At 62.0% G+C, this 10,183-nt stretch carries 14 protein-coding genes; 7 read left to right on the top strand and 7 right to left on the bottom strand.

Annotation, left to right across the window (positions count from 1 at the left end; all coding sequences use genetic code 11):
* From D3872_RS10735 to D3872_RS10715, 6 genes are all read right to left on the bottom strand, one after another.
* The coding region (locus D3872_RS10735; protein WP_220476926.1) for an acyl-CoA dehydrogenase family protein at positions 1-302 on the bottom strand (302 nt) is incomplete at its 3' end.
* A gap of 33 nt (positions 303-335) precedes the next feature.
* Positions 336-1,835, bottom strand: a complete 1,500-nt coding sequence (locus tag D3872_RS10730; RefSeq protein ID WP_119810762.1) for a class I adenylate-forming enzyme family protein — start codon at positions 1,833-1,835, stop codon at positions 336-338.
* Positions 1,832-2,254, bottom strand: coding sequence for an SRPBCC family protein (locus D3872_RS10725; protein WP_119810761.1), 423 nt, complete (start codon positions 2,252-2,254; stop codon positions 1,832-1,834). Before D3872_RS10725 ends, D3872_RS10730 begins: the two co-directional genes overlap by 4 nt.
* 2 nt (positions 2,255-2,256) lie before the next feature.
* Positions 2,257-2,586 carry an SRPBCC family protein gene (locus D3872_RS10720; protein ID WP_119810760.1) on the bottom strand — a complete coding sequence of 110 codons (330 nt, stop codon included), beginning with the start codon at positions 2,584-2,586 and terminating at the stop codon, positions 2,257-2,259.
* A gap of 21 nt (positions 2,587-2,607) precedes the next feature.
* On the bottom strand, positions 2,608-2,760 hold the full coding sequence (locus tag D3872_RS25660) for a hypothetical protein (protein ID WP_182915764.1): 153 nt from the start codon (positions 2,758-2,760) through the stop codon (positions 2,608-2,610).
* Positions 2,761-3,142: 382 nt separating this feature from the next.
* Positions 3,143-4,003, bottom strand: coding sequence for a LysR family transcriptional regulator (locus tag D3872_RS10715; RefSeq protein ID WP_229459269.1), 861 nt, complete (start codon positions 4,001-4,003; stop codon positions 3,143-3,145).
* 167 nt (positions 4,004-4,170) lie between these two features.
* Between D3872_RS10715 and D3872_RS10710 the strand changes: the two genes are divergently transcribed.
* From D3872_RS10710 to D3872_RS10700, 3 genes are all read left to right on the top strand, one after another.
* On the top strand, positions 4,171-5,340 hold the full coding sequence (locus D3872_RS10710; RefSeq protein ID WP_229459268.1) for an agmatine deiminase family protein: 1,170 nt from the start codon (positions 4,171-4,173) through the stop codon (positions 5,338-5,340).
* Positions 5,341-5,510: 170 nt separating this feature from the next.
* Positions 5,511-5,879, top strand: coding sequence for an agmatine deiminase family protein (locus D3872_RS10705; RefSeq protein WP_182915765.1), 369 nt, complete (start codon positions 5,511-5,513; stop codon positions 5,877-5,879).
* Between the two features lie 44 nt (positions 5,880-5,923).
* Positions 5,924-6,757 carry an alpha/beta hydrolase gene (locus D3872_RS10700; protein ID WP_147373856.1) on the top strand — a complete coding sequence of 278 codons (834 nt, stop codon included), beginning with the start codon at positions 5,924-5,926 and terminating at the stop codon, positions 6,755-6,757.
* Between the two features lie 599 nt (positions 6,758-7,356).
* Here D3872_RS10700 and D3872_RS10695 read toward each other — a convergent pair.
* Positions 7,357-7,635: a type II toxin-antitoxin system Phd/YefM family antitoxin gene (locus tag D3872_RS10695; RefSeq protein WP_119810757.1), complete on the bottom strand. Its 279-nt coding sequence runs from the start codon at positions 7,633-7,635 to the stop codon at positions 7,357-7,359.
* Between the two features lie 190 nt (positions 7,636-7,825).
* On the opposite strand from D3872_RS10695, the gene D3872_RS10690 reads away from it, so the two are divergent.
* The 4 genes from D3872_RS10690 to arsH all read left to right on the top strand — a co-directional run.
* On the top strand, positions 7,826-8,164 hold the full coding sequence (locus tag D3872_RS10690) for an ArsR/SmtB family transcription factor (RefSeq protein ID WP_119810763.1): 339 nt from the start codon (positions 7,826-7,828) through the stop codon (positions 8,162-8,164).
* A gap of 45 nt (positions 8,165-8,209) precedes the next feature.
* On the top strand, positions 8,210-8,719 hold the full coding sequence (locus D3872_RS10685) for an arsenate reductase ArsC (protein ID WP_119810756.1): 510 nt from the start codon (positions 8,210-8,212) through the stop codon (positions 8,717-8,719).
* Positions 8,716-9,480 carry an aquaporin gene (locus D3872_RS10680; protein WP_119810755.1) on the top strand — a complete coding sequence of 255 codons (765 nt, stop codon included), beginning with the start codon at positions 8,716-8,718 and terminating at the stop codon, positions 9,478-9,480. The genes D3872_RS10685 and D3872_RS10680 overlap by 4 nt, the downstream gene beginning before the upstream one ends.
* Positions 9,473-10,183, top strand: a 711-nt coding sequence (gene arsH, locus D3872_RS10675) for an arsenical resistance protein ArsH (RefSeq protein ID WP_119810754.1), incomplete at its 3' end; no start/stop codon positions are given. The genes D3872_RS10680 and arsH, both read left to right, overlap by 8 nt.

Genomic DNA, 10,183 nt, shown 5'->3' with positions numbered 1-10,183 from the left:
GGCGGCGCACCGGCGGCCAGCCGTTCGCGCGCAAAGATGTAGCGCTGGGTGACGCTCCAGCCGCAGCCGCCGTGTTCAAGCGGCCAATTCGGCGCGGCCCAACCCTTGGCGTGCAGGATGCGTTGCCATGCCAGCGACGCTTCGTGTTCACCGTACACGCTGGTCATGCATTGTCCGGCGGCCCGCAGTTCGTCCGTCAGGTGCTGGGCCAGGAAGGACCGCACCTCATCGCGAAAGGCGAGTTCGGCATCGCTCCACGTCAGTTCCATATGCGCCCCAAGGGCGTTGTCTGCTTCGGACATTGGTCTTAACCCGTCGATAGATGACTGCAATGATCAGCGCACGCGCGGCAACGTGGCGGCGGCGTCCTTGTACTGCTTGCGCAGCGCGACCTTCGACAGCTTGCCGGTAGCCAGGCGCGGCAAGGGCTGGTCCAGCACCACCACGTAGCGCGGGACCTTGTAGTCGGCGAGCCGGGCGCAACAGTGAGCCACCAGCAGTTCGACCGCGACCGGCACATCGGCGTAGACCACGGCCATCGGCGTTTCTCCGAACTTCTCGTCGGCGGCGGCGATGACCGCCACTTCCCGGATGCCCGCGTAGGCGCCGACGGCGCGCTCGACCTCGGCTGCCGAAATGTTCAGGCCGCCGGAAATGATGATGTCCTTCTTGCGGTCGACAAAGGTCAACAAGCCGTCCTCGTCGAGTACCCCGATGTCGCCCGTGTGGAGCCAGCCAGCGCGCAGAACATCGGCCGTCGCCTCGGGGTTGTTCCAGTAGCCGAGCATCATGCCTGGTCCCCGCAGCAGGATCTCGCCGGGCTGGCCGGGCGGGCAGGACTGGCCATCGTCGCCGACCACCCGGATGTCGGTATAGACGCCGCCACGGCCACATTTTTCGGGCTGGTCGCGCGCCGCTGCCGCCGGCATGATGGTGGCAAAGCCGCCCACCTCCGTCTGGCCGTACAACTGGCGGATGACCACGCCTTTGCCGATCCAGGTATCGAGCACTGCCCTGCTCACCGGCGCGCCGCCGACCGTGACCAGACGCAGGCTCGACAGGTCGGCCTGGGCGAAGCGTGGCGATGCGGCGATGCGCTCGAGGAAAATCGGCACGGCGCTGAAAACGGTGATCCCTTCGCCGGCGATCAGGTCGATGGCCCGTTCCGGATCGAACGACGGTTCGACATACAGCGTGTTGCCCAGGACCGTGTGAGTAACGAGCAGGACCGAGCCGCCCGAGGTGCTGAACGGCGGAATCAGCAGCATGCGCGCGCCTTGGACGCAGTCGGGGAATTGCAGCGCAAACTCGTTCGAGCAGCTGGTCATCGAGCGGTGCGAATACACCACGCCCTTGGGCCTGGCCGTCGAGCCGCTGGTGGTGATGATCGCCACGGCCGCGTCAGGGTCGAGATCGAGGCCGGGGGCCTGGCGCGGGCCGGCGCGCAGCGCGGCGACGTCCTCGATATTGAACACGGGGATGCCGATGCCGGCCATCCTGGCCTGGCGTTCCGTGTCGGCGAAAACCAGCGCGGGCGTGGTGTCTTCCAGGATTTCACCGATCTCGTGGTCGGTCAGGCGCGGGTTGATCGGCAACACGATGCCGGCCGCCCGTATCACGCCCATGAACAGCGCGCAGTATTCGACGCAATTGCTCGCCGAAATTCCCACCCGTTCGCCCGGCTTGAGGCCCAATGCAATCAGCCTGACGGCTACCCGGTCGGCCCAATCGTGGTAGTCGCGATAGCGCAGCTTGTCGCCGTCGATGTCGATCGCGACCGTCTCCGGCGTGATCCTGGCCCACCAGGTGAGCGCACTGCTGATCGTCTGGCTCATGGTGCTCCTTCCGCCATGAAACGGTCGACGATGTCATAGAACATGGGAATATTCGTCTCCAGGCCGCCGTAGATGACCTCTTCCAGGGCGCCCGATTCCAGCCCCTGCTGGGACAGGCAGGCGGCCCGGAAGTCCTCGTTCCCGAACACATTCAACACCATGTCGTAGGAGCGGGTGTACAGGTCGAGCGCCTTGTCGTTGTCGGCCGGACCCTGGGTCAGCATGAAATATTCAACCGTCGACTTGTTGGCCGCACGGGGAATGACGATCATGACGCTGATGTAGTACGGGCTGGTGATGATGACCGTATTCGGGAACACCATGTAGGCGTGGGTGATGGTCTTGTGGATGTTCTCGCCAGGGACATCGAGCATGGCCGGTTCGAAATGCGCCTTGCCCGACACTTGCCGGATGTGCATGCCTAGCTGCTGGGAATGGATGCCACATCGGCAAAGATGCCGGCCACCGTGGTCGAATGCAGGCGTTGGATGTGATACGGCTCGAGGAAGGGTTCGAGGATCAGCTTCCAGTTGGCGTCGATCTGGAAGGTCTTGTGGCCGAACACGTGCGCGTCGGGCAGGCCCAGGGCGTCGAAATCGCCCACCAGTTCGGCGGTAATGGCGCTGAAATCTGGCTCGGCCTCGCGATCGAGCATCACCCAGATGAAACCGCCCGCTTCGTGGCAGGCCAGCGGCGCCAGGCCGTGCTCATGCTTGTCGTCCAGCGAGGGAAACCCCTCCTGGCGCGGCACTCCGGCGAGTTCCCCGGCAGGTTATAGGTCCAGGCGTTGGTAGCGGACAGCGACCCGGCCGCCCTTGAAGGCGTCGCGTGCGCTCCACACCTTGGAGCCCTTGTGTTTGCAGGCATTGAGGAAGGCCTTGACCTGGCCGTCCTCGCCGCCGGCTGAGCAGGATCGGCAAGTCATAGGCATCGAGCGCCAGGAACATCTTGGGCTCGGGCAGCATCGACGACAGCGTGACCGGCACCGGTGTCGACTTGAATAGCGCCGCGCGCTCCGTCGTATAGTAGGCCGGATCGGTGAAGATGTGAACCGGACGGCGTGCCTCCGCAGTCTGCACCACGGTGTTGTCATGGGATGGAATGGCCCGGATCGCCGCGATCTGGCTGGCACTGAGCGAGGCGAGATCCGGTATTTTTCGTTGAGGCGAACTTTCCAGCGTGGTCGACTTCGGAGGCGCGTTCATAGGTTAATCCCTCGGATTTATCAACCTCCATCATATTTTGCGTCGTGAGTTGCAGCGTCGTCGGTTCCGACGAATCGGCTCCTGTGCAAACGCCGCGCGCGCTCAATCTTGCTGCACCGCGCCCTGCGCGCGCAACCACTCGAAGACCTGCAAGACAATCTCCGAGCGCGTGTCTTCCGCGACGCCCGACAACCACCAGGTCGTGCCGGGGACACGCGGGTAATCAGGCAGCACCAGCAGCTGGCCCCGCGCCAGGCTGGCATCCACCAGCAATCGCGGCAGGCAGGCGATGCCGCGACCGTCCAGGGTGGCGTCGAGCAGCAGGCGCGCATCGTCATAAATCGCCCGCTTGCGAAAGCGCGCCAGCGGCCCCAGGAACAGGGGCGCCGTGGCGTCGCCCGTCAGGCTTTCTTCCAGGCAAACCAAATCCACATGCAAGTGATGCTGGTCTTGCGGCACACCGGCCAGCCGCGCCGCCAGTTCGGCATTGGCCACCATCAGCCATTCATCGTGCAGCAGTGGCATTTCCTGGAGGCCCGGCTGCAGGATTGGACGGTCGCTGATGGAAATATCGACATCGATCTCGTCGACAAAACGGGCGCTTACGTCCACCGACAGCAGCAGGCACAGTTCGGGCAGCTGCGCCTCGAGCGCCCGCAGCCTGGGCTGCAGCCAGCCGTGCAGCACATGCGCCGGGCACACCAGCACCACCAGGCCCGGATCGAGATAGCTGGCGATGCGCCCCAGGCCGCTGCGCATGATGGTCAGGGTGCGTTGCACGCTGCTCAGCAACACTTCGCCAGCGACGGTCAGCTCCACGCCACGGCCCGCGCGGCGGAACAGTGGCTGCTTGACCTGCTCTTCCAGCTGCTGCACCTGATGGCTGATGGCCGACTGCGTCACGTGCAGTTCGTCGGCCGCGCGCGAGAAATTGCCATGACGGGCAGCGGCCTCGAAGCCCATCAACAATTTCAGCGAAGGAATGCGATGTTCTGACATATGAGAAAACCTAATTAATTAAAGCAAATTTTATCATTTGTTTTCATATCTCAGCCCATCCACAATGCCGTTCATGCAAACGCGACGGCAAATGCTCGCGGAAATCTTATTTAATCAATAAAGGATGGAAGATGAATTCACGTCGATTTTTCTTGCGGCATTGTGTGGTGGGCGGCGGCGCGCTGGCCATGGGCGGCTTGCTGGGCGCCTGCGGCGGTGGCGCGGCGGAGACAGGCACGGTACCCCAGCCCGTCAAGAATGGCGGAGCCAGCAAAACCAGCGGAGCCAGCAACAACTCCGAGGGTTGGCACATGCCCGACGAGGCGGAAGCCCACAAGGCGACCTGGATGGCATATGGCGCCTCCAGCGCCGTCTGGACGCGCGCACAAGTGCCGAAAGTGCAACAGGCGCTGGTGCGCATCGCCAACGCCATCGCCGCCCATGAACCCGTCAACATGCTGGTGCGCGAGGCCGACTTCGCGGGCGCGCGGCAACTGCTGGACGCCAGGGTGAACCTGATCCTGGGCGATATGGACGACCTGTGGGTGCGCGACACGGGACCGGTTTTCGTGCGCAAGCAGAATGGCGAGCGGGCCGGCGTGAAGTTCAACTTCAATGGCTGGGGCAACAAGCAGCAGTTCGATCATGACGGCCAGGTGGCCGATCTCGTCACCCGCGAAGCGCAAGTGCCGATGCTGGCCACGCAACTGGTGCTCGAAGGCGGCGCCCTGGAAGTCGATGGCAAGGGCACGGCCATCATCACGGAAAGCTGCGTGCTGAACGACAACCGCAACCCGGGCTGGAGCAAGGCTGATTGTGAAGCGGAACTGGGCCGCTTGCTGGGCATCCGCAAGGTGATCTGGCTGCCAGGCATCGCGGGCAAGGACATCACTGACGCCCACACGGACTTTTACGCACGCTTTGTGCGCCCCGGCGTGGTGGCGGCGCACCGCGAACTGGACCCGGAGTCCTATGACTACGAGCTCACCCGGCGCCACCTGGACATCCTGCGCGGCGCCACCGATGCCGACAATCAGCCGCTGCAGATCGTGGTAGTCGATGGGCCGAGCCAGATTCGGCCAGGTAACAATCCAAATACCTTCGCCGCCGGCTATATCAATTACTATGCCACCAGGTCCGCCATTTTCATCCCCGAATTCGGCGATGCGGCGGCCGATGCCAGGGCCAAGGCACAATATGCGGAGCTGTATCCGGGGCGTGCCGTCGTGCAGATCAATATCGACCCGATCGCGGCCGGTGGCGGCGGCATCCATTGCACCACGCAGCAGGAAATCTTGTAAGCCAGGGAGAATGCCATGCAGCGACGCAATTTCCTCACCGGGGCCATGGGAATAGCCGCCTGTGCCAGTCATGCCCTGCCCGCCCTGGCGGCAGGCGACGACTGGCGCATGCCCGAAGAAGGCGAGCGGCACGCGGTCACGTGGATGGCCTTCGGCGCCAATGACGACGTCTGGGGCCGGCGCCTGAAGGCAGGCGCGCAGGCGAACCTGGCGCGCATCGCGCGAGCCATCGCCAGCGTCGAGCCCTGCGCAAGGCCACCGATGCCCGCGGCCGCCCGCTGCACGTGGTGCTCCTGCCCGGCCCCACGTACGTTCGTCCCCAGTATGACAATAAGGACTTTGCCGCGGGCTACACCAATTTCTATGTCTGCAATGGCGCGGTACTCTGCCCTGAATTCGGCGACGCCAGCGCCGACCGCAACACGAAAGCCATCCTGCGCGAGCAATTCCCCGGGCGCGACATCGTGCAACTGAATATCGACGCCATTGCGGCCGGTGGCGGCGGCATCCACTGCACCACACAGCAGCAGCCGGCCTGAGCTTGGCAGTAAAATTTCACGTGCCTGCGTTGGGGAGATGCTTGATGGTTAAGACTTCGGTTTCCAGACTCCTGGTTGGAACAGTATTTTTTCTTGCATCGCGTTGGTCGTTTGCACTACCGGCCAGCCCCTTGGAGGAGTCGGTTTGCGGATCGTTCACCGAATGGTTTTCCTTCCGCATGTGGTCTAGCCTGGCCGGCAAGCCGGATACGTCAGCGTTTCGGCGGATGTCCAATGTAGAGGAAATCAGTCACGTGACGATCGACAACAGGACACTTCGAGGTTACCGCATCAACTCGGCGACACCATCGAAAGGGTCAGTCCTGTTCGCTCAAGGCAATGCAATGCTTGCAGATCAGGTCCTGCAATCTCTCAGCCAGGTAGTGGATGCTGGCTTTGATGTTGTCGTCTTCGACTACCGGGGATATGGCCAGTCGGATGGAAAGCCGCGCCTGAAGGCGATCGTAAGCGACTATGTCGAAATCGCGAACGCCATGGCAAAGGCTCAACCCAAAAAACTGTACTTTTACGGAGTCTCGTTTGGTGGAGTAGTCCTGCTGAACACTTTAGCCGCAGTCCCACCTGTCAGCGGGACGGTCATCGATTCGTCGCCTGGGACGGTGTCGGATTTGGGATGTCCTTCAAACTTTGACCCGATTACCCATATCCCGGATAACGCTGGCTCCATCCTGGTTGTCATTGGGGATCGGGACAGAGTTGTTCTGCCGTCAAAATCCGCCGGCCTGGCAAGAAAGGTCGTCGCCAACGGCGGCCACGTCATGCGTCGACCTGACTTCTCGCACCCGTTCATGGATCCAGACAACGCAGTTGCAAGCACTCGCCTGAACATCGCCATTGATTTTTTCAACTCTAAATGAGGGGCCGCTTCAGTTGCGTATCATCCACTGCAGCCCAAACCGCAATTCGCTGGTACGTGCACCCTCCGCATTCCTCCGGGCTCAAACAGTATGTCCACCAGTTCGCTGGTCTGGCGGAGGAACGAAGTCGACCGGCTGCTCGGACACTCCGCGCACGCCAAAGCCAATGATCGCGATGCCATCCCTGGCTAATGTCGTGTCGCTCGCGACTGGCTCATGCGTCAGTGGGCTGACCCGGCCCTCGAACAAGCATCCGACACTACGGTCCGCGGACGCGATTGCGTCCTGTGCGGGAAATTCACCCGATCGATGCCCTGCTCGATTTCTGCATTGAAGAAGCCGGCCAGCGCGCAGAGATACTTGTGGCCGACGGCTGACGCGTCACAAAGCAGGGATAGGCCTATATCCCGGGAGGCACAACACCTCGCTCGAGGGTTCTCAGCAGGCGGAGATGGTGCCCGACGAACCTGCCCATGAAAGTACCGCTTGAATCCCGGCCTACTCGACCACCTATCCACCCACATGCTGGACCAGCGTGCCCGTACGTGCGTGCTGCGTACGTTCGGCATAACGACGAGGGTTTTATTTTTGCGAGCGAGTTAGCTGCGACCTCCAAGCGTTTGCTTCCTCTTCCAACAGCCACCGCTGAACAGCGACGCAATCTCTGCACTCCCCATCCTGTCGAAGTCGTCTGGCACGGCGATCTGTCCATTCATGAAGCCCAGTCGCTTCGCTTTGCCAGCTGGCGGCGCGTCCAACGCCATGACCTTGACCAGCGGCCTACCGGCCTTTGCGATAATGAACGACTCCCCTTTTGCAGCTTGTTCAACTAGCCTCGACAAGTGCCTCTTGGCCGCGTGTATGTTGATCGTTAACATAATTCAACCCAGATGAACTAAGTTCAGTAAGTTTGGCCGAGTTATGCCGGCAGCGCAAACGCACCGCATCGTCAACGGCACTTCCAGCAAACCCAGCCTCGGGCGGGAAAATACAACGCCTGAGCCTCTCCGATTGACTTCGACAATTCCAATGTTCTACAATTCAATAACCATCGAAGATAAGGCTACAATGACCTCTGACGAAGCAATTGGCGCGCTCGCCGCACTCGCGCAAGAGATGCGCCTGTCGGTATTTCGATACCTCGTGACCGTAGGCCCGGAAGGAATTTCCGCGAGCAAGATTGCCGAGCACTTGGGAGTCGCGCCCTCCACCCTCTCCTTCCACCTGAAGGAGCTCACGCACGCCGGCCTGATCGCGCCACGCCAGGCGGGGCGATTTGTCATGTATGCGGCTAACTTCGCGAAAATGAACGAACTGCTCGGTTTCCTGACCGAGAACTGCTGCGGCGGAAATCCCTGCACGCCGACGCCAGCCGTCGACTGCGCGCGCACTCCCGTTTCAGCATGAGCGCCCCCCGCCTCACTTAATTTTTCACCCTTTTCGGATCACGCCATGAATGTCCTGTTCCTTTGCACCGGCAACTCCTGCCGCTCCATCCTCGGCGAAGCCACATTCAACCACCTGGCACCAGAAGGGTGGCGCGCCATGAGCGCGGGCAGCCAGCCTGCTGGCTACGTCCACCCTCGTTCATTGGCCTTGCTCGCGCGCGAAGGAATCGCCACCAAAGGCTACTACAGCAAGTCATGGGTGAACCTGCCGGCGACGCCCGATATCGTTATCACCGTATGCGCCAGCGCGGCCGGTGAAACCTGCCCCGCGTATCTGGGACCGGTCTTGCGGACGCATTGGGGCGTTGAGGATCCTGCCGATGCAACCGGCACCGATGAGGCAATCGATGCTGCGTTCATGAAGGCGTACCAAATCCTGCGGACCCGCATTGAAGCCTTCCTGGCCTTGCCACTGGACGCGCTCAAGAGCGACCCGGAAAGGCTGAAGGCAGAGATGGACAAAATCGGCACCTTGATGCCTGCCCCCACCAATCCCTTGAAAGGTAAGCCATGAGCCTCGCAAGACGCATCGTTTCCGAGGGGCTCGGCACCGCTTTTCTCCTCGCAGTCGTGGTGGGCTCAGGGATCATGGCCGAACGGCTGGCGGGCGGTAACGTGGCGGTCGCACTGCTTGCGAACGCCATTGCAACCGGTGCTGGCCTGGTCGCGCTGATCCTGATGTTCGGCACAATCTCGGGAGCGCACTTCAACCCTGTGGTGACACTTTCCGAAGCGTGGCAGAAAAACATGCCGCGCTCGGAAGTCCTGCCGTATCTCGCGGTGCAGCTGGCCGGCGCCTTCGCCGGCGTAGCGGCGGCACACCTGATGTTTGACGTTCCGGTCTTTATCGCTTCCGAGCATGTCCGTTCCGGTCCGGCGCAATGGTGGAGCGAGTTCGTCGCCACCTTCGGCCTCATCGCCGTCATCATCGGGTGCTCGCGCAGCCGCCCGGGCGTCACGCCGTTCGCCGTCGCCGCGTACATCACGGCAGCTTACTGGTTCACCGCGTCGACCTCGTTTGCCAATCCTGCCGTGACCCTCGCCCGCAGCGCAACGAATACCTTCGCGGGAATCCGTCCGTTCGATGCACCTGGATTTATCGCTGCACAGCTATTGGGCGCGGCCGCCGCAACGCTGTTGTTCTGCTGGCTCTATCCGGCTCCCCCGGCAGATGCCACGGTTGCCGGTACAGTGGCGCCGAGTGACTTCGCGCCATCTGGAAAGCCCGAACGCGACATGCCGGCGCCAACCCGACCAGGATCCTCACATGGCTGACAAACTCTACGACCTGCCAAACATCAGGACGGCCCAACTCGATGTCCCCACTGAGCAGAAGCTCGCGCAGGTCGGGGACCTGGACCATCCGCCGCGTATCCTGATGCTGTATGGGTCACTTCGTGAGCGATCGTTCAGCCGCTTCCTGACCGAAGAAGCCGCGCGCATCCTGGAACACTTCGGGGCGGAGGTAAGGATCTTCGATCCTACTGAACTGCCAATGGTCGGCAGCGTCCCGGAGACACATCCAAAAGTGATGGAGCTTCGCGAACTTTGCCTGTGGTCCGAGGGCCAGGTATGGTGCAGCCCCGAACGCCACGGCGCCATCACGGCGGTAATGAAGAACCAGATCGACTGGATCCCGCTCGAACAGGGAGCGCTCAGGCCGAGCCAGGGCCGCACGCTCGCCGTGATGCAGGTGTGCGGCGGTTCGCAATCGTTCAACGTGGTAAACACCTTGCGCTTGCTTGGGCGCTGGATGCGGATGGTGACGATACCTAACCAGTCGTCCGTACCCAAGGCATATACGGAATTCGATGAGGCGGGCCGCATGAAGCCATCCGCGTACTACGACCGCGTTGTTGACGTGATGGAGGAGCTATACAAGTTTACCTTGCTGCTGCGCGGGCGAACCGATTACCTTACAGACCGCTACAGCGAGCGCAATGAGAGAACGATAAAAGCGATCGACAAGCAGATTCAG

It is taken from the genome of Massilia cavernae (assembly GCF_003590855.1).
GTDB classification, from domain to species: Bacteria; Pseudomonadota; Gammaproteobacteria; order Burkholderiales; family Burkholderiaceae_D; genus Telluria_A; species Telluria_A cavernae.
The sequence above is the reverse complement of the archived record's forward strand: the minus strand, read 5'-3'. Positions and strand labels throughout refer to the sequence as shown.

Coding starts and splice junctions, on each gene's coding strand:
- D3872_RS10730 (WP_119810762.1), bottom strand. CDS start 1,835: ATGAGCCAGACGATCAGCAGTGCGCTCACCTGGTGGGCCAGGATCACG.
- D3872_RS10725 (WP_119810761.1), bottom strand. CDS start 2,254: ATGCACATCCGGCAAGTGTCGGGCAAGGCGCATTTCGAACCGGCCATG.
- D3872_RS25660 (WP_182915764.1), bottom strand. CDS start 2,760: ATGACTTGCCGATCCTGCTCAGCCGGCGGCGAGGACGGCCAGGTCAAG.
- D3872_RS10715 (WP_229459269.1), bottom strand. CDS start 4,003: ATGGGCTTCGAGGCCGCTGCCCGTCATGGCAATTTCTCGCGCGCGGCC.
- D3872_RS10710 (WP_229459268.1), top strand. CDS start 4,171: ATGAATTCACGTCGATTTTTCTTGCGGCATTGTGTGGTGGGCGGCGGC.
- D3872_RS10700 (WP_147373856.1), top strand. CDS start 5,924: ATGGTTAAGACTTCGGTTTCCAGACTCCTGGTTGGAACAGTATTTTTT.
- D3872_RS10695 (WP_119810757.1), bottom strand. CDS start 7,635: ATGTTAACGATCAACATACACGCGGCCAAGAGGCACTTGTCGAGGCTA.
- D3872_RS10690 (WP_119810763.1), top strand. CDS start 7,826: ATGACCTCTGACGAAGCAATTGGCGCGCTCGCCGCACTCGCGCAAGAG.
- D3872_RS10685 (WP_119810756.1), top strand. CDS start 8,210: ATGAATGTCCTGTTCCTTTGCACCGGCAACTCCTGCCGCTCCATCCTC.
- D3872_RS10680 (WP_119810755.1), top strand. CDS start 8,716: ATGAGCCTCGCAAGACGCATCGTTTCCGAGGGGCTCGGCACCGCTTTT.